A 22,909-nucleotide genomic window follows, 5' to 3' on the forward strand; every position below is an offset into this window, starting at 1 on the left:
TTCATTTGGATTCCTCGAGAATGATGTCGGCAATGCGCTCAGCGGCATCGACCTTGGCCAGGGCACGCGCGGCGTTGGCCATCTGCATGCGTCGGGCGGAATGTTCGGACAAATCGCGCAACACGCCTTCCAGCTGCGTCGCCAGCGTTTCATCCTGCTTCAGCAACACCGCGGCGCCGCGCTCGACCAGATACTCCGCGTTGCGGGTCTGGTGATCGTCGACGGCCGCAGCGAACGGCACCAGCACGCTGCCCACACCGACGGCGCACAGCTCGGCCAGGGTGGAGGCGCCGGAGCGGCACACCACCAGATCGGCCCAGGCGAACGCCTCGGCCATATCGGCAATGAACGGTTCCACGCTGGCCTGCACACCGGCATCGGCATACGCCTGCAGCGCTTCGGCATGCAGCTTCTCGCCGCTCTGGTGGCGCACCTGCACCGGCATGCCAGCGCCCAGTGCGGCCAGTGCCTTGGGCACTGCGTTGTTGAGCGCGCGTGCGCCCTGGCTGCCGCCAAGCACCAGCAGACGCAGCGGCCCCTGACGGTTGGCCAGGCGCAGCTCCGGCGGCGTGATCGCAGCGATCTCGGCACGCACCGGGTTACCGACCGCTTCCTCGCGTTTGGCGAAGCTGCCCGGAAAACCGGCCAGCACGCGACGGGCGAAGCGCGACAGCACGCGGTTGGTGAGGCCCGGTGCGCGGTTCTGTTCGTGCACCAGCAGCGGCAGGCCATGCAGGCGCGCGGCGATACCGCCGGGGCCGGAGGCGAAGCCGCCGAAGGCGATCACCGCCCGCGGCTGGCGATCGCGGATCAGGAAGCCGGCCGCACGGATCGCACGCAGCAGCCGCAGCGGTGCGCCGATCAGGGCCAGCTTGCCCTTGCCACGCAGGCCGGCGATGGCCAGCGTATCAATGTGGATATCGTGCTGCGGCACCAGGCGCGTTTCCATCGCGCCATCTGCACCGAGCCAGGTGACCGGCACGCCACGTTCGCGCAGCACCTTGGCCACGGCCAGGCCGGGGAAGATGTGCCCACCGGTACCGCCGGCCATGATCATGACCGGGCGCTGGGACGGATCGAGGCGAGGCGTGCTCATCCCATTCTCCCCAGCGTCGGTTCGATGCGCTGCTGCATGCGGCTGGTGCCACGGGTGGCGCTGTCACGCGGTGCGGTGTCGCGGTTGCCGCTGTCCTGCATCGCCGCGGCGACCGCGCTGGCGCTGTCGGCCTTGGGAACATCGCCGGGCAACGGGCCATCCTGGTCGGCGCCCATGCGCACGGCCTGGCGGCGCTCGGCGCGGTCCAGTTCATAGGAAACGCGCAGCAGCAGGCCCATCGCCACGCAGGTCATCAGCACGCTGGAGCCGCCGGAGGAGATCAGCGGCAGGGTCAGGCCCTTGGTCGGCAGGATGCCGAGGTTGACCCCGATCGAAACGAAGCTCTGCATGCTGATCCATAGGCCGATGCCAAAAGCGATGTAGCCGGAGAAGTGGCGCTTCATTTCCACGCAGCGCATGCCCAGCCAGAAGGTGCGGCCGACCAGCAGCGCATACAGCGAGATGATCAGGCAGGTGCCGAGGAAGCCCAGCTCCTCGGCGGTGACCGAAAAGATGAAGTCGGTATGCGCTTCGGGCAGGTAATAGAGCTTCTGCACCGAGTTGCCCAGGCCCACGCCGGTCCACTCGCCACGGCCCACGGCCATCAGCGCATTGGAGAGCTGGTAGCCGTCGCCCTGCTGATCGGCCCACGGATCCAGGAAGGAGGTGATGCGGCGCATGCGGTACGGCTCGATGATCGCCAGCGCGCTCATGCCGACCATGCCGATGATCACCGGCATGGACATGCGCGGCATGTTGACCCCGCCCAGCACCAGCATGCCGGCGGTGATCGCCAGCAGCAGCGTGGACGAGCCGAAGTCCGGCTGCAGCAGCAGCAGCACCACCAGCGCGCCGGCCACGCCGAGCGGCTTGAGCATTGCCGGCCAGGTCGCGTTGACCTCATCGCGGAAGCGGACCAGATAGCTGGACAGCCACACGATGTAGAGCACCTTCACCGCTTCGACGGTCTGGAACTTGGAGATGCCCAGGTTGATCCAGCGGCGGGCACCGTTGACGCTGCTGCCCAGGCCTGGGATGAACACCACCACCAGCAGCGCGAAGCAGCCCAGCAGCAGGATCTGGTTGTACTGCTCGATGCTCTTGAGCTCGGTGCGCATGGCGATGATCGCCAGGCCGATACCCACCGCCAGGAAGATCAGGTGGCGGTTGAGGTAATAGAACGGGCTGCTCATCAACGCGATCGAGCTCGACGCGACCATCACCACGCCCAGCCCGGTGAGCGCGATGATCGCACCCAGCAGCCACTTGTCGAAGTGGCCTCCGATGGCTTCCAGGCGGGTGGCTTGGCGCGACAGGTCGTTCATCAGCGGACCTTCAACGTGGCCAGGCCAATCAGGACCAGCACGACGGAGATGATCCAGAAGCGCACGATCACGCGCGGCTCCGGCCAGCCCTTCAGTTCGAAGTGGTGGTGGATCGGCGCCATGCGGAACACGCGCTTGCCGGTCAGCTTGAACGAAGCGACCTGGATCATCACCGACAGCGTCTCGATCACGAACACGCCGCCCATCACCACCAGCACCAGTTCCTGGCGGGTGATCACCGCGATCGTGCCCAGCACCGCACCCAGCGCCAGCGCGCCGATATCGCCCATGAAGACCATGGCCGGATAGGTGTTGAACCAGAGGAAGCCCAGGCCTGCGCCGGCGATCGCCGCGCAGATGATGACCAGCTCACCGGCGCCCGGGATCTGCGGGATCTGCAGGTAGCTGGAGAACACCACGTTGCCCGAGGCATAGGCGAACACGCCCAGCGCGCAGGCGACCAGCACGGTCGGCATGATCGCCAGCCCGTCCAGGCCGTCGGTCAGGTTGACCGCGTTGGAGAAGCCGACGATCCAGAAGTACGCGATGGCCACGAAGCTGATGCCGGCCAGCGGCAGCGCGATCGATTTGAACATCGGGATGTAGAACGTCATCGCCGCCGGGACATCGGCGGTGTAGAACAGGAACAGACCGGCCGCCAGACCGAAGATCGACTGCAGCAGGTACTTCCAGCGCGACTTCAGGCCGTTCGGGTCGCGGCGGACGATCTTGATCCAGTCGTCGTACCAGCCGATCGCGCCGAAGCACAGCATCACGGCCAGCACCAGCCAGACATAACGGTTGCGCAGGTCAGCCCACAGCAGCACCGACAGCGTGATCGTCAGCAGGATCAGCGAGCCGCCCATGGTCGGCGTGCCGGCCTTGGCGAAATGGGTCTGCGGACCATCCGTACGGATCGGCTGGCCGCCCTTGAACTGGGCCAGCTTGCGGATCATCGCCGGGCCGAGCCACAGCGACAGGAACAGGGCGGTCAGCGCCGCGAGGATGCCGCGCAGGGTCAGGTAGCCGAACAGCCCGAACAGGCTCTCCAACTGCTGCAGCCATCGGGCCAGTTCAAGCAACATTGGGGGTTTCCTCTCCTTGCGCGAGCAGCGCTTTGACGATCGTGTCCATGGCGCTGCCACGCGAGCCCTTGACCAGGCAGCGCACGCCGGCATGCAGTTCGGCGGCGAGCGCGGTGGCCAAGGCCTGATGGCTCTGGAACTGCTGGCCGCCTTCACCGAAGGCGGTCGAGGCGGCGGCGCTCAGCGGGCCGAGCGTGTACAGCCGCTTCAGGCCGGCATCGCGGGCGCGGCGACCCGCCTGGGCATGCAGCGCCTCGCCGTCCGGGCCGAGTTCGCGCATGTCGCCCAGTACCAGCCAGCCCTCGTCCTTCGAGGCAGCCAGGGCATCGATGGCGGCGGCCAGCGAACCGGGGTTGGCGTTGTAGCTGTCATCGATCAGCACCGCGCCGCTGGGCAGCTGGTGCGCGATCTGGCGGCCGGGCACCGGCTCGGCGCGGGCCAGGCCGGCGGCGATCTGCGCCACCGCAATGCCCGCGGCCAGCGCCAGCGAGGCAGCGGCCAGCGCGTTGCTGATGTTGTGCCGGCCCGGCAGGCCCAGCGTGATCTCGGCATCGCCCGCGGGCGTGCACAGCACGAACTGGCTGCCCTGCGCGGCCGGGCGGATCGCACGCGCGGTGACATCGGCGGTGTGCTCCAGGCCGTAGCGCAGCACGCGGCAGCGCGGCGGCTGGCCGACGATGTGCTGTTCGAACCAGATCCCGAAGGCGTCATCGGCATTGATCACGGCCACGCCATCGGAAGGCAGCGCCGCGTAGATCGCGCCCTTGGTGGTGGCCACGCCCTGCAGGCTGCCCATGCGTTCCAGATGCGCCGGGGCGATGTTGTTCACCAGCGCGTAGTGCGGGCGCACGATCTCGGTGAGGTAGGCGATGTCGCCCGGCTTGCCGGCGCCCATCTCGTAGACGGCGTAGTCGGCATCTTCCGGCGCATCGAGCACCGCCAGCGGCAGGCCAATCTCGTTGTTGCGGTTGCCCGGGTTGGCGTAGACCACCTTGCGGTCGTCACGTGCCACATGTTCCAGGATCGCCAGCAGCAGGCTCTTGACGCTGGTCTTGCCGTTGCTGCCGGTGATCGCGAAGACCGCGGTGTCGCGGTCGCGCTGCATGCCGGCGGCGATGCGGCCCAGGGCGTGTTCGCTGTCGGCGACCACGATCTGCGGCAGGGCGACATCGAGCAGGCGCTCGACCAGCATCGCCGAGGCACCGCGCGCGAGCGCGTCGGCCGCGAAGTCATGGCCATCGAAACGCTCGCCACGCAGCGCCACATACAGGCTGCCCGGCGCGAGCGTACGGGTGTCATTGCTGATGGCATCGATGGCGGTATCTTCGCCATGGATCTCGCCACCGGCCCAGTGAGCGATCAGCGACAGGGGGGTGCGCTTCATGGTGCCTCCATGCGCGGCATGCCCGCGTTGTCTACGCGCGCGGCCAGCACACGGCCGGCCACCTCGGTGTCATCGAAGGCGTGCTTGACCCCGTGGATCTCCTGATAGGGCTCGTGACCCTTGCCGGCGATCAGCACGATATCGCCCGCACCGGCCTGGCCGATCGCGGTGGCGATCGCGGCGGCGCGGTCGCGCTGCACGGTGACGGCAGCGGGTGCATCAAATCCCTTGAGGATGTCGGCCACGATCACGTCGCCGTCTTCGCCGCGCGGATTGTCGTCGGTGACGATCACCACGTCGGCGTGTTGCTCGGCGATGGCGGCCATCTGCGGGCGCTTGCCGGTATCGCGCTCGCCGCCGCAGCCAAACACGCAGATCAGGCGCCCGGCCAGATGGCCCTGCACGCTGGCCAGTGCCTGTTCCAGCGCATCCGGGGTGTGCGCGTAATCGACCACGACGGTGGGCAGGCCACCCTCGCCGCCCAGGCGGTTCATGCGGCCGGCGATCGGCTGCAGCTGCGAGAGCAGCGCGGCGATCGCGGCTGGGGCGTGATCCAGCGCATACAGCGCACCGGCCACGGCCAGCAGGTTGTCCACGTTGAAGCGGCCCAGCAGCGGCGACTGCACCGGGTGGCGCTGACCGTCCACGACCAGATCGAAGGCGATGCCGCGGCCATCCAGGGCGAGTGAATCAGCGCGTACGGTGGCCTGTGCGGCACCGCGCGAGCTCACGCCGATCGGACGCACGGTCTCCCCGACGGTGCGCAGCAGTTCGCTGCCGAAGCTGTCATCGAGGTTGACCACGGCGGCCGTGAGCCCGTCGCGGTGGAACAGCTTGGCCTTGGCCGCACCGTACTGCGCCATGTCGCCGTGATAGTCGAGATGGTCGCGGGTGAGATTGGTGAACACCGCAACGTCGTAATGCACGGCATCCACGCGGCCCTGATCGAGCGCGTGCGAGCTGACTTCCATCGCCACGGCCTGGGCACCCCCGTCGCGCAGCTGCGCCAGCACCTCATGCATCTGCAGCACCAGCGGCGTGGTGAAGCCGGTCGGCACGACATCGCCATAAAGGCCGACGCCCAACGTGCCGATGCTGCCGCTGCGGGTGCCGAGCAGGTGCCAGGCCTGGGCCAGCAACTGCACGGTGGAGGTTTTACCGTTGGTGCCGGTCACCCCGACCATCGTCATCGCGTGCGAGGGGTGGCCGTGGAACTGATCGGCCATCGTGCCCATGCGGTGGCGCAGGCCCGGCACGGCAATCGCATCGGCCGGGGCCGGCAGCTCGGCCGGGGCCGGCGGCTCGAACAGGATCGCCCCGGCGCCGTTGGCGCGGGCCTGATCGACGAAGCCCAGCCCGTGCGCGCCGAAGCCGGCGATCGCCACGAAGGCATTGCCCGGGCGCACCGCACGGCTGTCCAGCACCAGGCCGGTGATGGTCGGGTCGTGGCTCAGCACCACATCGGGAAGCAACTGCGACAGCAACATCATCTGGCTCATTGCGTGCCTCCCTGCGCGGGCGGCACTGTGGCGTGCGCGCTGGGCAGCGCGGCATCGAATTCTGCGGCGGCATCGGGCGCGATCACCGTTTCCGGCGGCGGCATCGGCAGCACCGAGGCCGAGTGGCCCATCTTTCCGGACTGCTGGGCGGCCAGCCACGACTCGATGTCGTCCGGCGGCACGTCCATCAGGCGCAGCGCGCCCTCCATCACGTTGTGGAACACCGGCGCGGAGACCAGGCCGCCGTAATACTTGCCGCCCTGCGGGTCGTTGATGACGATCACCGTGGCGAAGCGCGGGTTGGTGGCGGGCACCACGCCGGCGAACAGCGCGTTGTAATGGCCACGCTCGTAACCGCCGGGGCCGGCCTTGCGGGCGGTGCCGGTCTTGCCGGCCACGTGGTAACCCAGCACCGCCGCCTGCTTGGCGCCGCCCTGGGTGACCACGGTTTCCATCATCGCCACGACTTCCTTGGCGATCTTCTCGTCGATGATCTGCTTGCCTTCGTTGCGCTGGCCCTTGACGAAGGTCGGCGCGATCAGCTTGCCGCCGTTGCCCAGCGCCGAGTAGGCGGTCGCGATCTGCAGCGGGCTGACATTCAGGCCGTAGCCGTAGGACATGGTGGTCTTGGAGGGACCACTCCAGCGCGCCGGGCGCGGCAGCACGCCGGCCGATTCGCCCGGGAAGCCGCTGTGCGGGGCAACGCCATAACCGAAGCTGTGAATGTGGTCGTAGAAGACCTGGTCCGGCATCTTGGCGGCGATCTTGGCCGCCCCGATGTTCGAACTGCGGGTGATCACGCCGGTGACGGTGAGCACGCCATTGTTCCGCGGCACGTCCTTGATCGTGTAGCGGCCCAGCGCCATGTAGCCCGGGTTGGTGTCCACCGTAGTGTCTTTGGTGACCACGCCGGACTGCAGCGCCGAGGCGATGGTCAGCGGCTTCATGGTCGAACCCGGCTCGACCAGATCGGTCACCGCGCGGTTGCGGCGGGTATCCGGCGCAGCGCCACCCACGGCATTGGGGTTGTAGGTGGGCAGGTTGACCATGGCCAGGATCTCGCCGGTGGCCACATCCATGATCACCATCGAGCCGCCCGCGGCCTTGTTCTCGATCAGCGCGTTGCGCAGCTCCTTGAAGGCCAGGAACTGGATGCGGCGGTCGATGCTGAGGGTGAGGTCCTTGCCCGGCTCGGCGGCGCGCAGCAGATCGCTCTCCACCGTGTCGCCCTTGCGGTTGCGGATCACGCGCTTGGCGCCGGCCTTGCCGCGCAGCCATTCGTCGAAGGCCAGCTCCAGCCCTTCCTGGCCGCGGTCGTCGATGTTGGTGAAGCCGAGCACGTGCGCCATCGCCTCACCCTGCGGGTAGAAACGACGGAACTCGCGCTGCGAGGCCACGCCCGGGATCTTCATCGCGACCACTTTTTCCGCGTCGTCCGGATTGATCCGGCGGCGCAGGTACATGAATTCCTTATCGGCCTTCTGCGAGAGCTTGGAGGTCAGCTCATCCAGCGGCATGCCCAGCGCGGTCGCCAGCTCGGGGATACGGTCCGGCGAACGCAGCAGTTCCTGCGGGTTGACCCAGATCGAGGCGACCGGGGTGGACACCGCCACCGGCTCGCCATTGCGGTCGGTGATCATGCCGCGCGAGGTGTTGATCGGCAGTTCGCGCAGGTAACGCGCTTCGCCCTGGCGCTGGTAGAACTCGCTGTTGATGATCTGCACGTAGGCGGCGCGGCCGACCAGCGAGACCGAGCACAGGCCGAGCGCCAGCCCCACCCACTTCAGGCGCTGGCGGAGGTTGAAGCTGTTGCGCGCACGGTTGCGGCCGGACTTGTTCATGGCCGGATCACCACGACATCGGTCGCTTCGGGGAACTTCATGCCCAGGCGCTCGCGGGCGACGCGGTCGACCCGGGTGGCCTCGGCCAGGGTGGCCTGCTCAAGCTGCAGGCGACCGAACTCGATGTTGATCTCATCGCGCGCACGCTCGACCCGGGACAGCTCCACGAAGGTCTGGCGGTGGCGATGGCGCATGAACACCACACCGATCGCCGAGGCGACGGTGCAGGCCAGCAGCACGATCAACAGCAGGCGGCTCATCCAGCCACCTCGCGCTTTTCGGCGACACGCAGCACGGCGCTGCGTGAGCGCGGATTGACCGCCAGCTCGTCGTCTTCGGCCTTGATGGCGCCACCGTGCAGGTCCAGCGTCGGCACGAAGGCGGCCAGCTCGGGCAACCGGCGGTTGCTCGGCGGTGCCTTGGCGTAGCGGTTCATGAACTGCTTGACGATGCGGTCTTCCAGCGAATGGAAGCTGATCACCGCCAGCCGGCCACCGGGCTTGAGGCGTGCCAGTGCCGCGTCCAGGCCGGCCTCAAGGTCGGCCAGTTCGCGGTTGATATGGATGCGGATCGCCTGGAAGCTGCGCGTGGCCGGGTGGATCTTGTCCTTGCCACGCGGCATCACCGAGGCGATCAACTCCGCCAGCTCGGCGGTGCGGGTGAAGGGTTGCTTGTCGCGGCGGGCGACGATGGCCTTGGCGATGCGGCGACCCTGGCGCTCTTCGCCGTAGGTCCACAGCACGTCCATCAGCTCGCGCTCTTCAACACGGTTGAGCCACTGCGCCGCGCTTTCACCGCTGTCCGGATCCATGCGCATGTCCAGCGGGCCGTCCTTGCCGAAGCTGAAACCGCGCTCGGCGACATCCAGCTGGGGCGAGGACACGCCCAGGTCGAACAGCACGCCATCCAGGCCCTGCGCGGTGGCCTCCCAGTGCAGCAGATCAGCAAAGCTGCCACGGAAGATCGAGACGCGCGGGTCCGGCGCGAAATCACGCTCGGCTACCGCAATCGCCTCCGGATCCTTGTCCATGACCAGCAGCCGGCCTCCAGGACCGAGTTGCTCGAGCACGCCGCGGGCGTGACCGCCACGACCAAACGTGCCATCGAGATACACTCCGTTTTCGATCACCTTCAGGCCATCCAGGACCTGCGTGTACAGGACCGGCAGGTGGCCTGCCGGCGGCTGCGACACCGGAAGGTGACCGGTCTGCGCTGCTCCGCGCATCCGGGCACCCCGGCTCACAACTTCAGGTCGAGCAACCCATCGCCGAGATCCTCGTCAGACAACGTCTGCTGGATCAACGCGCGATGAGCCTGCTCGCTCCACAATTCGAATTTGTCGCCCATACCGAGCAGCACCGCCTTCTTTTCAATGCCAACGGCACCACGGTGGCTGGCGGGAATACTGATGCGGCCGTTGCCGTCCAACTCCAGATGCGCGGCCGAACCGACCAGCTTCTGTTGCAGGAGGCGCACGACGCGCTGTGTGTTGGGCTTGGACATGACGTCATCACGGACGCGTTCCCATTCCTGTTCGGCGTACAACCAGAGGCAGCCGGACTCGAACGGGTTGTAAGTCAGGACCAGACGGTTGTTGCTCACACGCGCGACAAGGTCGCGATGCGCGGTCGGAACCGCCATGCGCCCTTTGTCGTCAACAGTGATGGCCGTCTCGCCTTGAAACACGACGTTTTCACCTTTCCTTCGCCCGGTGAAACATTGAACCACGAAAAACCACAAAAAACCCGGTTTCCCCTCTGATGCCCACCTTAGCAGTGCCGATTGGGTTGTCAACAACTTTGCGAAGGGGAAATCACTTTGAACATCAAGGGCTTGCAGCAATGTTTAGAGACTTGTTCAAGGCTTATCCACAAGTTGCTGTTTCGTCTCATTTTTTGAGATTTCGCCGAAGTTCAGGCCTGTGGAGACCGCGTGAAACATCCGCCCGTATTCATCCCTGACGGGGTCGCCATCGCCCCGGCGCTGCGCAGAACCGGCACACTGTGAGGCATGTGTCTGCTCGCGCTTGCCTGGAAAACCCTCCCCCGCTGGCCGTTGGTGATGGCCGGTAACCGCGATGAGTTCCACGCGCGGCCGACCGCCGCCCTGCGCCGATGGCCCGCACCGGATGACGGAGTGGCCGCCGGCCGCGACCTGCGCTCGGGAGGGACCTGGGCCGGGATCGGCCCGGCGGGGCGGATGGCGGTGGTGACCAACGTCCGCGATCCGCAAGCCCGGCAGACCGGCCCCTCCCGCGGCGCACTGGTGGCCGACTATCTGCGTGATGCCGCGCCGGCCGCACTGTTCGCGGACGAGCTCGCGCGGCGGGCAGTCGAATTCGCCCCCTTCAATCTGTTACTGGCCGATCGCGACAGCTGCCAGTTCCTGGGCAACCACCCCCTGCACCGCCAGTCGCTGGCGCCGGGCATCCATGGCATGTCCAACGGGCCGCTGGATGCGCCGTGGCCGAAAACCGTGACATTGAACGCAGCACTGCGCGCATGGGTGGACCACGGCGACGATGATCTGGCCCCGCTGTGGAAGGCCCTGCGTGATGAAACCCGCGCTGAGGACAGCACCCTGCCGGATACCGGCATCGGCCTGGAGCGCGAGCGCTGGCTGTCGTCCCCCTTCATCCGAAGCCCCGAGTACGGCACCCGCGCCAGCACGATCATCGTGCTGGACGCCAACGGCCACGGCTTCATCACCGAGCGGCGGTTCGATGCAGAGGGTGTCTGTGTGGGTGAAACGACGCTGGCAACGCACGGCTAAGCCGGTAGGGACAGCGCCGTGATCAACAGGTACTCAACGCCCAGGACAATCAAGCCGAGTAACAGCCCCCTTTAGTCAAAGGGGGCGCGCCGTCAGGCGCGGGGAATTGGAGGCTGGTAGCCCGGGGCCCAAGGTTTGCGCTGCAAACCTTGGGGCTTTTTTCGCGAGTCCGCGAAAAAAGCGGCGGAGCCGGCCGATAAGCCGGGTTTTGTCGTGGACAGTCATTCTTCTAGGCGCTGCGTCACCGCAGCGCTCAAGCAACCTACCCGGACCCGACGCGGGCCACGCCATTAGGTCCCTATTTGGTCTTGCTCCAGGTGGGGTTTGCCGTGCCGGTCTGTTACCAGACTCGCGGTGCGCTCTTACCGCACCATTTCACCCTTACCGGCTCCCCGAAGGGAACGTAGGCGGTATCTTTCTGTTGCACTTTCCGTCGGCTCGCGCCGCCCAGGCGTTACCTGGCACCTTGCCCTGTGGAGCCCGGACTTTCCTCGGCATCCGCAAGGGATGACGCGACTGTCTGGCCGACTCCGCCGCGCGCATTGTCCCACAAAACAAGGACGATCGCGGTTACCCGCCGTACAACGCCTTGCGCGGGGCACCGGTGATTTCCGCCGCCAGCTTGGCTGCGGTCGAGGGCGGCAGGTGCTCGCTCAGCTTGGCGTACAGGCGCCGGCCCTGAACCAGCTGAGCCTCCTCATCGTCGGCCGCGCCCTGCACCATCACCACGAACTCGCCCTTGCGCTGGTTGTCGTCCGCCTCGACCTGCTGCAGCAGCGAGGCCAGATCGCCATCCAGCACGGTCTCGAACAGCTTGGTCAGCTCACGCGCCAGCACCGCGGGCCGCTCGGGCCCGAACGCGGCGACCATGTCCGCCAGCGATTCGGTGATCCGGTGCGAGGATTCGTAGAACACCAGCGTGCGGGTTTCACCGGCCAGCGCATGCAGCCGCTCGCGGCGGCCGGACGCCTTGGCCGGCAGAAAGCCTTCGAACGTGAAGCGGTCGCTCGGCAGGCCGGCCACGCTGAGCGCGGCGATCGCCGCACAGGCGCCGGGAATCGGGCTGACCTTGATCCCGGCTTCGCGCGCGGCGCGGACCAGGCGGTAGCCCGGGTCGCTGACCAGCGGGGTGCCGGCATCACTGACCAGCGCCAGCGACTCGCCCGCCAGCAGGCGCGCCACGATCCGCTGCGACAACGCTTCTTCATTGTGGTCATGCAGGGCCACCAGCGGCTGCTGGATGCCGAAGTGGGCCAACAGCTGGCCGCTGCGGCGGGTGTCCTCAGCGCAGATCGCGGCCACCGAACGCAGCACGTCCTGCGCGCGCGGGGTCAGATCGGCGAGGTTGCCGATCGGGGTGGCAACGACATACAGCGTGGGGACAGCACTCATCAGCGGCTCTTCCGTGGTCAAGGGTAGAATCGTACCGTTCCCCGGCCACGGCCGCTGCCCCCATCGAATGGACCTGATCATGAACAAGCCCGTCGTACGGATCTCCGCCCTTTCGTTGTCGCTGATGCTGCTTGCCGGCTGCGCCACGACCAGCTTCACCAGTGCGCCGGATTCGCCGGCCCAGAGCCAGGCCCTGGCGCTGATCGAGCAGGGCAAGCCGCGCGATGCGGCGGTCCGGCTGGAAGCGCTGGCCAACACCCTGCGCGGCAGTGCCCGCAGCGCCGCCCTGGCCGATGCCGCCTTTGCCTGGCACGAAGCCGGCGATGCCACCCGCGCCCGCACCCTGCTGGCCCAGCTCACCGCGCGCCAGCTCAGCGGCGCCAGCCTCCAGCGCTACCAGCTGACCACCGCCGAACTCGCGCTGGCCGACAAGCAGCCGGCGCAGGCGCTGGCCGCGCTGAAAGAACCGGCCGACGCGGTCACCCCCTCGCTGCAAACCCGCTGGCACCTGGCCCGCGCCAACGCACTGCAGGCCACCGGCGACAACCTCGGTGCCGCGCTCGAGCGCGCCCGTGCGCACGCCGCACTGACCGGCAAAGCGCGCAGCGACAACCAGCAGGCCATCGCCGGCCTGCTCGGCACGCTGGACGATGCCACCCTGCGCGCGCGCGCGGCGGCGCTGCCGGCCAATGAACCGCTGTACAACTTCGCCGGCCGTGCGCTGATCGCCCGTGGCCTGCCGCTGCCGCGTCCGTTCGATCGCGAAGGCGCCTCGCAGTTCGATACCAGCAAGCGCCCGCCGGCGATGAGCGATGGCTACCGCCCGCCGGTGAAGATGGCGGTGCTGTTGCCGCTCAGCGGCCGCCTGGCCACCGCCGCGCAGCCGGTCCGCGATGGCCTGCTCAGCGGCTACTACGGCGAAACCCGCCGTCGCCCGGACATCCAGTTCATCGACACCGCCGGTACCGCCGCCGGTGCCTTGGCCGCCTACGACAAGGCCGTGACCGCCGGTGCCGATTTCATCGTCGGCCCGCTGGGGCGCGACGAAGTGGATGCCGTCTTCGGCCGCCGCGAGCTGCCCGTGCCGGTGCTCGCCCTGAACCGCGGCAAGGACACCCCGCCGGCCGGCAGCGCCGGTTTCTCGCTGGCCCCGGAAGACGACGGCATCATCGCCGCCGAATACCTGCGCGGCCGCGAGCGCAGCAAGGTGCTGGTGATCCACAGCAACGACGACAACGGCCGCCGTGCCGCGGCCGCCTTCCGCGAGCGCTTCGCGCAGCGTGGCGGGCAGGTGGTGGCCACCATCGGCGTGAGCGACACCGTCGGCGACATCGGTGCGCAGGTGCGCGCGGCAGGCGCCATCGACGGCGTGCTGCTGGCGGTGAAGGCGCCGCAGGCGCGTGCACTGACCCCGCAGCTGGCGCTGGCCGGTGCCGGTGGCGCGAGCCGCGTCGGCACCTCGCAGCTGACCGTCGGTGCCGGCAAGCCGGAAGAAGACATGGCGCTGGACGGCATCGTCTACCCCAACGAAGCCTGGAACGTGCGCGGCGTGCCCGGCCTGCCGGCCGCCTCCACCGCCGGGCAGATCCTGCCCTCGGCGCGTGGCGCCTCCGGTCGCCTGTTCGCGTTCGGTTTCGATGCGTGGAAGATCAGCGCTTACCTGGACAAGGTCGCCACCGAAGGCGGCCTGGCCGGCGCCACCGGCACCCTGTTCCTGGACAGCAACGGCAACGTACTGCGGGTGCCGGCGTGGTCGACCTTCAGCGGCGGCCGGCCGATGCCGATCGCCAGCAGCAACTGAGCCACGTGCCCACCGGGCGCGCGGTACGTGGCGCGGCGGTGGAAGCTGCCGCGCAGCACCATCTCCGTGAGGCCGGGCTGCGCCCGGTCACCACCAATGCGCGGTATCGCCGCGGTGAGATCGACCTGATCATGCGCGACGGTGATGTAGTCGTTTTCGTGGAAGTCCGCTACCGCGCGGACGCCCGCTTCGGCGGCGGCGCGGCCTCGGTGGATCTGCGCAAGCGACGCAAGCTGGTGATCGCCGCGCAGCTGTTCCTGCAATCCCATCCCTGGCTGGCCGAGCAGCCCTGCCGCTTCGACGTGGTTGAAGCCAGTGGCGAGCCCCCGCAGCTGAACTGGCTGCGCGACGCGTTCCGGCTGGAAGACTGCTGATGCCCTCCATCTTCACCCACGCCGCCATCCCGCTGGCGCTGTGGTGCGCCGCCGATCGCGGCCGCATCGCCACGCCATTGCTGGCCGCCGGCGTGGTCGCGGCCATGCTGCCGGATGCGGACGTGCTCGCCTTCGCGCTGCACATTCCCTACGCCGACAGCTTCGGCCATCGGGGCGCCAGCCATTCGATGCTGTTCGCCGCGCTGATGGCCGTGCTCGCCGCGCTGCTGCACCGGCGCCTGCGCGCCACGCCCGTGCAGGCGGGCGCGTTCGTCGGCCTCTGCGCGCTGTCGCACCCGCTGCTGGATGCACTGACCTCCGGTGGCCTTGGCGTCGCACTGTGGTGGCCCTGGAGCGGCGAACGCGTCTTCGCCCCTTGGCGCCCGATCCGCGTCTCGCCCTTCGCGCCGCAGTTCTTCAGCGCGCGCGGGATGGCGACCGTCCTTTCCGAACTGCGTTGGGTGTGGCTGCCACTGGCGCTGGCCGTGATCGGCTGGCGCGCGATCCAACGTGCCCCTGTTGATTCCCGGACCTGATGATGACCCCTGCCCTGCCCACGGCGTTCGTTGCCACCCTGCATGCGCTGCTCGGCGACGACGGCTGGCGAACGGATGACAGCGCACGCAACGCACATGCCCAGGACAACTCGTGGCGGCACACGCTGCCGGCCGGTGTCGCCTTCCCGCGCGATCGCGAGCAGGTCGTCGCCCTGGTCCGCGCCTGCCGCGAACATCGCATCGCCCTGGTCGCGCGCGGCGCAGGCACCGGCACCACCGGCGCTGCCGTGCCGATGGAAGGCAGCATCGTGCTCTCGTTCGCGCGGATGAACCGTATCCTCGCCATCCAGCCCGGCGACCGCTGCGCGGTGGTCGAACCCGGCGTGCTCAACGGCGACCTGCAGCAGGCGCTGATGCCGCACGGCCTGTTCTGGCCGCCGGACCCTTCCAGTGCGGAGATCTGCAGCATCGGCGGCAACCTCGCCTGCAATGCCGGTGGCCCGCGCGCGGTGAAGTACGGCACCAGCCGCGACAACGTGCTCGGTCTGGTTGCCGTCACCGGTGCCGGTGAACTGATCACCTGCGGCGGGCCGTACACGAAGGACGCCACCGGCTACGACTTGACCCATCTGCTGGTCGGCAGCGAAGGCACGCTGGCCCTGATCGTGGAAGCGACCCTGAAGCTGACCCCGCTGCCAGTGACGCAGGCCGGGCTGCGCGTGCTCTACCGCGATGCGGACGCCGCCGCGCAGGCGGTGTCGCGCCTGATGGCGCAGCCGGTGGTGCCCACGCGCCTGGAGTTCATGGATGCGCGCAGCCTTGAGCTGCTGCGTCGCAATGGGGCTGACGTGCCCGAGGCCGGCGCGATGCTGCTGGTGGAGGCCGACGGCGACCACGACACCCTGCCCTACCTGCTGCAGGCCCTCGCGGCGGCCGCCGAAGGCGACGGTCTGATCGCGCTGGATGTGGCGATGGAAGGCAGCGCGCGCGAAACCCTGTGGGCCGCGCGCAAGGCGCTGTCACCGGCGCTGCGCAGCATCGCACCGGGCAAGATCAACGAAGACGTGGTGGTCCCGGTGTCGCGCATTCCCGCGCTGGTCGCCGGGGTGCAGGCACTATCGGCGGAGTTCGCTCTGCCGATCGTCACCTTCGGCCATGCCGGCAACGGCAACCTGCACGTCAACATCCTCTACCACCCGGACGATGCCGGCGAGAACGCACGCGCCCATGCGGCGCTGCCGCGCGTGTTCGCGCTGACCCTGGCACTGGGCGGCACGCTCTCCGGCGAACACGGCATCGGCCTGGCCAAGCGCGATTTCATGGCACAGGCGTTCACCCCGGCCACGCTGGCGGCGATGCGCGCGATCAAGGGTGCACTGGATCCGGATGGGATTCTCAATCCGGGGAAGGTGCTGCCGCCGGTGTGATGGGCGTCAGCGACGTTCGGAGAAGTGCTGGTAGCCACCGTCGGTGGCGTCGGCATCAGCGCAGTGCACGCCCTGTCCTTCCACGATCCGGCCGATCCGGGTCAGCGGCAAGCCCAGGGACGCCGACAAGGCATGGATCGCGTCACGCTGCGACGGCGCGACGGTGAAGCACAGCTCGTAGTCGTCGCCGCCACGCAGCGCGCAGTCGCGGGCACCCTCGCGCCCGAGCTGCTCGCGCAGGGCCGACGAGATCGGCAACGCATCGGCCTCCACTTCCGCGCGCACGCCGCTGCAGGCCGCGATATGGCCCAGATCAGCGAGCAGACCATCGGAGATATCCACGGCCGCATGTGCGTAGGCACGCAGGCGCAGGCCAAGCGTTACGCGCGGGATCGGACGCAGCAGGCGCTCGCGCAGCGTTTCGTCATCGCTGAGCAGCGTGGCGACCGCCACCTTCAACCGGTTCTGCTGCCACAGGCGCAGGGCACCGGCGGCATCGCCCAGCGTGCCACTGACCCAGATGTCATCCCCCAACTGGGCACGATCGCGACGCAGCGCCTGGCCGGGCGCGACCTGCCCGATCGCGGTCACCGAGAGCGACAGCGGCCCGCGCGTGGTGTCGCCGCCAACCAGCACGATGTCGTGCTCGTCGGCCAATGCGAAGAAACCATCGGCGAAGGCTTCGATCCAGTCCGCGTCGGCGTCCGGCAAGGACAGCGCCAAGGTGCACCACGCCGGACGGGCGCCCATGGCGGCGAGATCGGAGAGGTTCACCGCGAGGGTTTTCCAGCCGATCTCGTAGGCCGGGGTTTCGACCGGGAAATGCACGCCGCTGTTGAGCGTATCGGTGGTGATCACCAACTGTTCGCCCGCACGCGGCTGCAGCAGCGCGGCGTCATCGCCGATGCCGAGCACGACATCGGCGCGCGCGGTGGTGCGCGCACGGATGCGGTCGATCAGAGCAAATTCGGCAAGGGACACGGGGCGGATCAGTGACCCGATTCGACCTTGCGCCACTCCACCGCGGCCCGGTCGAGCACGCCATTGACGTAGGTGTGGCCATGCTCGGAACCGAAACGCTTGGCCGACTCGATCGCTTCGTTGATCACGACGCGGTACGGCACGTCCAGGCGGAAGCGCATCTCATAGGCGGCCACGCGCAGCGCGGCGCGTTCGATCGCATCCACTTCCTCGATCCCACGATCCAGGTACGGGTCCAGCGCCGCATCCAGATCCTTGCGGTTGTCGAGCACGCCATGCACCAGCGCTTCGAAGTAGGCCAGATCCGCGATTTCGCGGGCCTGTTCATGGGCAAACTGGGCGATCACGCTCTGCGCGTTGCCACCGGAGATCTGCCACGCATAGATCGCCTGCAGGGCACGACGACGCGCGCGCGAACGCAGCACGGGGTCGACGCCATCACGGCGGACGGGCTTACCGGAGGGCTTGCCCGGGTTTGACTTGTTCATGGCAGCTGCTCCAGAAGATTGACCATTTCCAACGCCGTCAGTGCGGCTTCCTCACCCTTGTTGCCGTGGCTGCCACCCGCGCGGGCGTCGGCATCCTCGACCCGTTCCACCGCCAGCACGCCATTGAGCACCGGCACGCCGAAATCCAGCTGCACGCGCATCAGGCCTTCGGCGCAGCGGTCGGCCACGTGTTCGTAATGGCGGGTATCGCCCCGGATCACGCAGCCCAGGGTGATGATCGCGGCATGCTGATGGGCGGCCGCCAGACGCGCGGCGACCAGCGGCAGTTCCCATGCGCCGGGCACGCGGATCACGTCGATGGCGGACTCGTCGATCCCGTTGCCGGCCAGGCTCTGCCGCGCACCGGCCACCAGCACGTCGGTGATGCGGGCGTTCCAGCGGCTGGCGAGGATGGCGAAACGGGCCTTTTCCGGAGTACGGAGGTCGCCTTCGTAATGGCTCATGTTCGGCGTGGGGTCCATTTAATAGGTGAATATTCTAGCGCATGGCCGCGTGTAGCCGGGTCGCCGCGCGTTACGGGACGGGTCGGGTGCAAAAGCCCCCTGAGTCAGGGGGCTGCCGCGAAGCGGCGCGACGTCAGCGCGCCTGCGATGACGTGTTCTCCACCGTCTCGACCACTTCCAGGCCATACCCGGCCAGGCCGATCTGGCGGCGGGGGGTGCCCAGCACGCGCAGCTTGCCCAGGCCCAGGTCGGACAGGATCTGCGCCCCGGCGCCGTTGCGGCGCCACTGGCTCACGTCCTTGTCCTTGCCCGGCACGACCGGCACCGGCTGCTGGCGCAGGCGGGCCAGCAGGCTGTTGGTGTCGCGCGGCGCCGACAGCACCACCATCACGCCGCGCTCGGCGGCGGCGATGGCGCGCAGGGCATCGGTGGAGGCCACGCCGAAATCATCGCGGCGCCAGTGCAGCAGATCAGCCAGCGGGTTTTCCACCTGCACGCGGACCAGGGTCGGCTCGGCATCCGGGGTGCCGCGGACCAGCGCGAAGTGCAGGTCGTGGGCGATCCGATCGCGGTAGGTGACCAGCGTGAAGGGGCCGAACTCGGTCTCGATCTCGCGCTCGTCGACGCGCTCGACCGTCTTCTCGGTGGCCAGACGGTACGCGATCAGGTCGGCGATGGAGCCCATCTTCAGGCCGTGCTCGCGGGCGAACACCTCCAACTCCGGGCGGCGCGCCATGCTGCCATCCGGGTTGAGGATCTCCACCAGCACGCCCGCCGGCTCCAGGCCCGCCAGCATGGCCAGATCGACGCCGGCCTCGGTATGCCCGGCGCGGGTCAGCACGCCGCCCGGCTGGGCGATCAGCGGGAAGATGTGGCCCGGCTGGTGCAGGTCGGCCGGCTTGGCATCGGGCTTCACTGCGGTGCGGATGGTGTGCGCACGGTCGTAGGCCGAGATGCCGGTGGTCACGCCTTCGGCGGCCTCGATGCTGACCGTGAAGTTGGTCTGGAACTGCGCGGTATTGGCCTGCACCATCGGGGCCAGGCCCAGGTCGGCCGCACGCTCGCGGGTCAGCGGCAGGCACACCAGGCCACGGCCATGGGTGACCATGAAGTTGATGTCCGAGGGCTTGACCAGCTCGGCGGCCATGATCAGGTCGCCTTCGTTCTCACGGTCTTCGTCATCGACGATGACGACCATGCGGCCGAGGCGGATGTCCTCGAGGATCTCGGGAATGGGGGCGAAATTCATGCGCGTGCTCCTGCACCCAACAAACGTTCGACGTAACGGGCGACCAGATCGATTTCAAGATTGACCGCGCTGCCCACGGCAGTAGCGGCGAAGGCGGTGTTGGCGACGGTGTGCGGGATGAGGGCGACCTCGAAGCCTTGTTCGTCCACTTCGTTGACGGTCAGACTGACCCCGTCCACGCAGATCGAGCCTTTCTTGGCGATGTAGCGCAGCAGCGCGGCCGGCGCGGCGAAGCGCCAGCGCTGGGCACGTGCATCGTCATGCACCGACAGCACCTGGCCCAGGCCATCGACATGGCCGCTGACCAGATGGCCACCCAGGCGATCGGTCGGGCGCATCGCGCGTTCGAGATTGATGACGGCGCCGTCGGCCAGCTGCCCCAGCGTGGTCAGGCCCAGCGTCTCGGTGGAGGCGTCGGCCTGGAAGCGGGTGGCGTCATACGCGATGACGGTGAGGCAGACCCCGTTGATGGCGATGCTCTCGCCCATCTGCACGTTCTCGAACGGCAGGGTGCCCACGTCAAAGGTGAAGCGGACATCGCCGCCAAGGGTGTCGCGTGCGGCCAGACGGCCGACGCCTTCGATGATTCCAGTAAACAAGGAACGTTCTCCGCGGAAAGTGAGCGAAAAACGCCGCAAGGCATATAGGTGCACGCCGAGCACAAGGCCCGGCCGCACCGTCTTCTTTCATCCGGACTATACCGTCGGCTCCGGCATCGGACCGGATCTGCTGACCTTCCCGGGGACCGGGAAGCGCTCGCGGGCTCGTGCTTGCGCACCTACCGCCGGTGGGGAATCGCACCCCGCCCTGAAGACGTTTGTGTACCGGCGAACCGGCGCGGCTAGTGTAACAGGGCACCCTGACTGGGGGCTTTAAGTTAAATAAGTGTTAAGCTAGCCCGCTGAGTGCTGCGCCCGTGGATATGAGGGCACACACGTTGGTTACTGATCGGGCTGCGGCGTCCGCGCCGCGCCATGATCGAACGGGTCCCGCAAGGGGCCCGTTTTTTATGGGCGCAGCAACAGGCGCAGGTCCTCACCCACCTGGCGCCTGTCCACCACCCGCATCTGCCGCTGCTGGTCCATCGCGTGGATACCCAGACCGGACAGCAGCGGCAGCCCATGCTCGCCGAGCAGCGTGGGCGCCTGGTACAGCAGCAGTTCGTCGACCCAGCCACCGGCCAGCAACGCACCGGCCAAGGTGGCGCCGGCTTCGGTATGCACTTCGTTGATGCCGCGCTCACCGAGCAACGCCAATACCGCGCCCAGATCCAGACGACCATCATGGCTGGGCACGCTGGCGAATTCCGCATCGGCGGCATCCGGCGGGCTGACCGCGGCGTCGTGCACATAGAGGGTCGGTGCCCCACCCTCGCGCACCCGCGCACATTCCAGCGAGCGCAGCCGCGCATCGAGTACCACCCGCAACGGCGGCAGCACGTCGGTGTCGGCCAGCCGCACGGTCAACATCGGGTCATCGGCCAACACGGTGGCCGCGCCGGTGAGAATCGCACCCGCACGCGCACGCCAGTGCTGCACATCTTCCCGGGCGGCCGCACCGGTGATCCATTTGGAGCTGCCATCGGCCATCGCGGTACGGCCGTCCAGACTGGCCGCAAGCTTCACCCGCACCCAAGGGCGCCCGCGTTCGATGCGTGAGAGGAAACCGTGGTTGAGCTCGCGCGCCTGGGCGGCCATCAGCCCTTCGGCCACCGCGATACCGGCCTCGCGCAGCAGCACGAAGCCCCCCCCATCAACCTTCGGGAAAGGATCGCGCATCGCCGCCACCACGCGTGTCACCCCAGCCTCGATCAAGGCCAGTGCACACGGGGGCGTGCGTCCGTAGTGCGCGCACGGCTCCAGGGTGACGTAGGCGGTGGCGCCGCGCGCCTGTTCACCCGCCTGGCGCAGCGCGAACACTTCCGCGTGCGGGCCGCCGGTGCGCTGGTGCCAGCCCTCACCCACCACGACCTCATCGCGTGCGACCACGCAGCCGACCATCGGGTTGGGCCGCGCGGTATACGCGGCGCGCTCGGCCAGGCGCAGCGCATGCGCCATGTGCTGGTGGTCGAGAGCGGTGAAGTCAGTCATGGCGGTGAGCATCCGGCGGCAGGCAGCCGCGATGGTAGCTCAGCCGTGGTGGCCGCGATGCGGCGCAGGCTCAGCCTTTCTTTTTCTTGGTCAGCGCGATCACATCGCCGAGCAGCTGCAGCTGTTCGGTGCTGGAGGGCAACTCCCGTTCAAGCTTCTCGATTTCCTCGCGGAAATCGGCCACGTCTTCGAAGCTGCGGTACACCGAGGCAAACCGCACGTAGCCGACATGATCGAGCTTGCGCAGCTCGTTCATCACGAACTCGCCGACCTTGATCGATGGGATTTCGCGTTCGCCGCAGATACGCGCCTGCTGCATCACCGCGCGCACCGCCAGCTCGATCTTGTCCTCGGGGACCGGGCGCTTCTGCAGCGCGCGGTCGAAACCACTGCGGACCTTGCGGGCATCGAACGCCTCCCGGCTGCCGTCGCTTTTCACGATCGCCGGCAGTTTCAGTTCGATGGTTTCCAGGGTGCTGAAGCGCTCGTTGCAGGCCTCGCACTCGCGGCGACGCCGGATCGTCGCGCCGTCTTCAGAGACGCGCGAGTCGATCACACGGGTATCGGCATGCTGGCAGAACGGACAGTACATGGAACGCCTTACATCGGGAAAACGTCATGCCGTGGTCACGGCAGCGTCGCAACGGTACCTGAGAGGGACCAGCTACAGCAAATAGCGGCCCGGAAAGGCCCGCCCGCCTACCTGGCGCGCCAACGCAGCCATAGCAGGTGCGCCGCGCAGGAGAGCAGCGGGAGGCCCGCCATCAGGAGCAGGGCGGCCGCTGGCGCGGGCCCTTCGAACAGATGATGGTGGACGATCGACCGCGCCAGACCCGTCCAGGCAATGCCGGTTGCCACGAGGGCGGCCACCAGGCCAGCCCACCACACCGATGAGGCCGCAAGAAGTTCGCCCGAGCCGCCCTGCCACCAGCGCCGGGCAAGGCCCCACCAGATGATCAGCACCAGACTGGCGGCGACGAACCACGCGGCCGCCCACCCCGGCGCATCGCCTGGCCCACCGTATTGATGGAGCACATCGCGCACGCACAGCCCAACCACGACAAACGCCGCCACGGCATGCGGGAGTCCAAACAACGCCATATGCAGCAGCAGACCCCACCGCTGCCTGCCCAGGGGTTTCATC

General features: G+C 68.2%; 23 protein-coding genes, 1 other RNA gene and 1 riboswitch. Of the genes, 5 read left to right on the forward strand and 19 right to left on the reverse strand.

Features of this window, described 5'->3' with window-relative positions:
- Position 1 precedes the first annotated feature (1 nt).
- From murG to mraZ, 9 genes are read right to left on the reverse strand one after another with little or no spacing between them, the layout of a single operon-like run.
- The gene (murG, locus tag AC1DIQ_RS14170) at positions 2-1,096 is read right to left on the reverse strand and encodes an undecaprenyldiphospho-muramoylpentapeptide beta-N-acetylglucosaminyltransferase (RefSeq protein ID WP_121042704.1); all 1,095 of its coding nucleotides are present in this window, start codon (positions 1,094-1,096) and stop codon (positions 2-4) included.
- Positions 1,093-2,421, reverse strand: coding sequence for a putative lipid II flippase FtsW (ftsW, locus tag AC1DIQ_RS14175; protein WP_121042702.1), 1,329 nt, complete (start codon positions 2,419-2,421; stop codon positions 1,093-1,095). Before ftsW ends, murG begins: the two co-directional genes overlap by 4 nt.
- The gene (gene mraY / locus AC1DIQ_RS14180) at positions 2,421-3,506 is read right to left on the reverse strand and encodes a phospho-N-acetylmuramoyl-pentapeptide-transferase (RefSeq protein WP_088433957.1); all 1,086 of its coding nucleotides are present in this window, start codon (positions 3,504-3,506) and stop codon (positions 2,421-2,423) included. The genes ftsW and mraY overlap by 1 nt, the downstream gene beginning before the upstream one ends.
- Positions 3,496-4,890, reverse strand: a complete 1,395-nt coding sequence (locus AC1DIQ_RS14185) for a UDP-N-acetylmuramoyl-tripeptide--D-alanyl-D-alanine ligase (protein ID WP_478050264.1) — start codon at positions 4,888-4,890, stop codon at positions 3,496-3,498. Before AC1DIQ_RS14185 ends, mraY begins: the two co-directional genes overlap by 11 nt.
- A complete protein-coding gene (locus AC1DIQ_RS14190) occupies positions 4,887-6,389 on the reverse strand; it encodes a UDP-N-acetylmuramoyl-L-alanyl-D-glutamate--2,6-diaminopimelate ligase (protein WP_478050265.1) in 1,503 nt (500 codons plus the stop codon). The genes AC1DIQ_RS14185 and AC1DIQ_RS14190 overlap by 4 nt, the downstream gene beginning before the upstream one ends.
- Positions 6,386-8,230, reverse strand: coding sequence for a peptidoglycan D,D-transpeptidase FtsI family protein (locus AC1DIQ_RS14195; protein ID WP_350463607.1), 1,845 nt, complete (start codon positions 8,228-8,230; stop codon positions 6,386-6,388). Before AC1DIQ_RS14195 ends, AC1DIQ_RS14190 begins: the two co-directional genes overlap by 4 nt.
- On the reverse strand, positions 8,227-8,490 hold the full coding sequence (gene ftsL / locus AC1DIQ_RS14200; RefSeq protein ID WP_152152380.1) for a cell division protein FtsL: 264 nt from the start codon (positions 8,488-8,490) through the stop codon (positions 8,227-8,229). Before ftsL ends, AC1DIQ_RS14195 begins: the two co-directional genes overlap by 4 nt.
- Positions 8,487-9,455 carry a 16S rRNA (cytosine(1402)-N(4))-methyltransferase RsmH gene (gene rsmH, locus AC1DIQ_RS14205; protein ID WP_121042694.1) on the reverse strand — a complete coding sequence of 323 codons (969 nt, stop codon included), beginning with the start codon at positions 9,453-9,455 and terminating at the stop codon, positions 8,487-8,489. Before rsmH ends, ftsL begins: the two co-directional genes overlap by 4 nt.
- Before the next feature lie 14 nt (positions 9,456-9,469).
- Positions 9,470-9,916 (reverse strand): division/cell wall cluster transcriptional repressor MraZ, encoded by a 447-nt coding sequence (gene mraZ, locus AC1DIQ_RS14210; protein ID WP_019182494.1) that lies wholly within the window; start codon positions 9,914-9,916, stop codon positions 9,470-9,472.
- Between the two features lie 324 nt (positions 9,917-10,240).
- Between mraZ and AC1DIQ_RS14215 the strand changes: the two genes are divergently transcribed.
- Complete coding sequence (locus tag AC1DIQ_RS14215; RefSeq protein WP_152152381.1) at positions 10,241-11,002, forward strand: NRDE family protein; 762 nt, start codon at positions 10,241-10,243, stop codon at positions 11,000-11,002.
- A gap of 181 nt (positions 11,003-11,183) precedes the next feature.
- On the opposite strand, the gene rnpB is transcribed toward AC1DIQ_RS14215, so the two are convergent.
- Positions 11,184-11,534: RNase P RNA component class A (rnpB, locus tag AC1DIQ_RS14220), an RNA gene on the reverse strand.
- Positions 11,535-11,572: 38 nt separating this feature from the next.
- Positions 11,573-12,394 carry a 16S rRNA (cytidine(1402)-2'-O)-methyltransferase gene (rsmI, locus tag AC1DIQ_RS14225; protein ID WP_121042690.1) on the reverse strand — a complete coding sequence of 274 codons (822 nt, stop codon included), beginning with the start codon at positions 12,392-12,394 and terminating at the stop codon, positions 11,573-11,575.
- Positions 12,395-12,473: 79 nt separating this feature from the next.
- Between rsmI and AC1DIQ_RS14230 the strand changes: the two genes are divergently transcribed.
- The 4 genes from AC1DIQ_RS14230 to AC1DIQ_RS14245 are packed head-to-tail and all read left to right on the forward strand — an operon-like array spanning position 12,474 to position 16,493.
- The gene (locus AC1DIQ_RS14230; RefSeq protein ID WP_478050266.1) at positions 12,474-14,195 is read left to right on the forward strand and encodes a penicillin-binding protein activator; all 1,722 of its coding nucleotides are present in this window, start codon (positions 12,474-12,476) and stop codon (positions 14,193-14,195) included.
- Positions 14,196-14,200: 5 nt separating this feature from the next.
- Complete coding sequence (locus AC1DIQ_RS14235; RefSeq protein ID WP_478050349.1) at positions 14,201-14,569, forward strand: YraN family protein; 369 nt, start codon at positions 14,201-14,203, stop codon at positions 14,567-14,569.
- Positions 14,569-15,105, forward strand: a complete 537-nt coding sequence (locus tag AC1DIQ_RS14240) for a metal-dependent hydrolase (protein ID WP_478050267.1) — start codon at positions 14,569-14,571, stop codon at positions 15,103-15,105. Before AC1DIQ_RS14235 ends, AC1DIQ_RS14240 begins: the two co-directional genes overlap by 1 nt.
- 2 nt (positions 15,106-15,107) lie before the next feature.
- Positions 15,108-16,493 carry an FAD-binding oxidoreductase gene (locus AC1DIQ_RS14245; protein ID WP_282258160.1) on the forward strand — a complete coding sequence of 462 codons (1,386 nt, stop codon included), beginning with the start codon at positions 15,108-15,110 and terminating at the stop codon, positions 16,491-16,493.
- Positions 16,494-16,499: 6 nt separating this feature from the next.
- Here the strand turns inward: AC1DIQ_RS14245 and thiL are convergent, their stop codons facing one another.
- The 8 genes from thiL to AC1DIQ_RS14285 form a co-directional block, all read right to left on the reverse strand.
- Entirely contained in the window at positions 16,500-17,474 is a 975-nt protein-coding gene (gene thiL, locus AC1DIQ_RS14250; RefSeq protein WP_282258158.1) for a thiamine-phosphate kinase, read from the reverse strand.
- An 8-nt stretch (positions 17,475-17,482) separates the two neighbouring features.
- Positions 17,483-17,962, reverse strand: coding sequence for a transcription antitermination factor NusB (nusB, locus tag AC1DIQ_RS14255; RefSeq protein WP_121042682.1), 480 nt, complete (start codon positions 17,960-17,962; stop codon positions 17,483-17,485).
- On the reverse strand, positions 17,959-18,426 hold the full coding sequence (gene ribH / locus AC1DIQ_RS14260; protein ID WP_121042680.1) for a 6,7-dimethyl-8-ribityllumazine synthase: 468 nt from the start codon (positions 18,424-18,426) through the stop codon (positions 17,959-17,961). The genes nusB and ribH overlap by 4 nt, the downstream gene beginning before the upstream one ends.
- A 133-nt stretch (positions 18,427-18,559) precedes the next feature.
- On the reverse strand, positions 18,560-19,675 hold the full coding sequence (gene ribB, locus AC1DIQ_RS14265) for a 3,4-dihydroxy-2-butanone-4-phosphate synthase (protein ID WP_121042678.1): 1,116 nt from the start codon (positions 19,673-19,675) through the stop codon (positions 18,560-18,562).
- Complete coding sequence (locus AC1DIQ_RS14270) at positions 19,672-20,274, reverse strand: riboflavin synthase (RefSeq protein WP_070426607.1); 603 nt, start codon at positions 20,272-20,274, stop codon at positions 19,672-19,674. Before AC1DIQ_RS14270 ends, ribB begins: the two co-directional genes overlap by 4 nt.
- 75 nt (positions 20,275-20,349) lie before the next feature.
- Positions 20,350-20,494, reverse strand: a riboswitch (FMN riboswitch).
- 188 nt (positions 20,495-20,682) lie between these two features.
- A complete protein-coding gene (gene ribD, locus AC1DIQ_RS14275; protein WP_478050268.1) occupies positions 20,683-21,765 on the reverse strand; it encodes a bifunctional diaminohydroxyphosphoribosylaminopyrimidine deaminase/5-amino-6-(5-phosphoribosylamino)uracil reductase RibD in 1,083 nt (360 codons plus the stop codon).
- A 70-nt stretch (positions 21,766-21,835) separates the two neighbouring features.
- Complete coding sequence (nrdR, locus tag AC1DIQ_RS14280) at positions 21,836-22,357, reverse strand: transcriptional regulator NrdR (protein ID WP_019182518.1); 522 nt, start codon at positions 22,355-22,357, stop codon at positions 21,836-21,838.
- A gap of 107 nt (positions 22,358-22,464) precedes the next feature.
- Positions 22,465-22,908, reverse strand: a complete 444-nt coding sequence (locus AC1DIQ_RS14285; RefSeq protein ID WP_478050269.1) for a hypothetical protein — start codon at positions 22,906-22,908, stop codon at positions 22,465-22,467.
- Position 22,909: the final 1 nt, after the last annotated feature.

Source organism: Stenotrophomonas sp. 05L413 (genome assembly GCF_056397945.1).

What these genes read in the sequence shown, in the direction of transcription:
- rsmI (WP_121042690.1), bottom strand. Translation starts at nt 12,394, where the DNA reads ATGAGTGCTGTCCCCACGCTGTATGTCGTTGCCACCCCGATCGGCAAC.
- ribH (WP_121042680.1), bottom strand. Translation starts at nt 18,426, where the DNA reads ATGAGCCATTACGAAGGCGACCTCCGTACTCCGGAAAAGGCCCGTTTC.
- AC1DIQ_RS14230 (WP_478050266.1), top strand. Translation starts at nt 12,474, where the DNA reads ATGAACAAGCCCGTCGTACGGATCTCCGCCCTTTCGTTGTCGCTGATG.
- nrdR (WP_019182518.1), bottom strand. Translation starts at nt 22,357, where the DNA reads ATGTACTGTCCGTTCTGCCAGCATGCCGATACCCGTGTGATCGACTCG.
- ftsL (WP_152152380.1), bottom strand. Translation starts at nt 8,490, where the DNA reads ATGAGCCGCCTGCTGTTGATCGTGCTGCTGGCCTGCACCGTCGCCTCG.
- AC1DIQ_RS14185 (WP_478050264.1), bottom strand. Translation starts at nt 4,890, where the DNA reads ATGAAGCGCACCCCCCTGTCGCTGATCGCTCACTGGGCCGGTGGCGAG.
- ribB (WP_121042678.1), bottom strand. Translation starts at nt 19,675, where the DNA reads ATGAATTTCGCCCCCATTCCCGAGATCCTCGAGGACATCCGCCTCGGC.
- AC1DIQ_RS14195 (WP_350463607.1), bottom strand. Translation starts at nt 8,230, where the DNA reads ATGAACAAGTCCGGCCGCAACCGTGCGCGCAACAGCTTCAACCTCCGC.
- AC1DIQ_RS14215 (WP_152152381.1), top strand. Translation starts at nt 10,241, where the DNA reads ATGTGTCTGCTCGCGCTTGCCTGGAAAACCCTCCCCCGCTGGCCGTTG.
- mraY (WP_088433957.1), bottom strand. Translation starts at nt 3,506, where the DNA reads ATGTTGCTTGAACTGGCCCGATGGCTGCAGCAGTTGGAGAGCCTGTTC.
- rsmH (WP_121042694.1), bottom strand. Translation starts at nt 9,455, where the DNA reads ATGCGCGGAGCAGCGCAGACCGGTCACCTTCCGGTGTCGCAGCCGCCG.
- ribD (WP_478050268.1), bottom strand. Translation starts at nt 21,765, where the DNA reads ATGACTGACTTCACCGCTCTCGACCACCAGCACATGGCGCATGCGCTG.
- AC1DIQ_RS14245 (WP_282258160.1), top strand. Translation starts at nt 15,108, where the DNA reads ATGACCCCTGCCCTGCCCACGGCGTTCGTTGCCACCCTGCATGCGCTG.
- nusB (WP_121042682.1), bottom strand. Translation starts at nt 17,962, where the DNA reads ATGAACAAGTCAAACCCGGGCAAGCCCTCCGGTAAGCCCGTCCGCCGT.
- ftsW (WP_121042702.1), bottom strand. Translation starts at nt 2,421, where the DNA reads ATGAACGACCTGTCGCGCCAAGCCACCCGCCTGGAAGCCATCGGAGGC.
- AC1DIQ_RS14240 (WP_478050267.1), top strand. Translation starts at nt 14,569, where the DNA reads ATGCCCTCCATCTTCACCCACGCCGCCATCCCGCTGGCGCTGTGGTGC.
- AC1DIQ_RS14190 (WP_478050265.1), bottom strand. Translation starts at nt 6,389, where the DNA reads ATGAGCCAGATGATGTTGCTGTCGCAGTTGCTTCCCGATGTGGTGCTG.
- murG (WP_121042704.1), bottom strand. Translation starts at nt 1,096, where the DNA reads ATGAGCACGCCTCGCCTCGATCCGTCCCAGCGCCCGGTCATGATCATG.
- AC1DIQ_RS14285 (WP_478050269.1), bottom strand. Translation starts at nt 22,908, where the DNA reads ATGAAACCCCTGGGCAGGCAGCGGTGGGGTCTGCTGCTGCATATGGCG.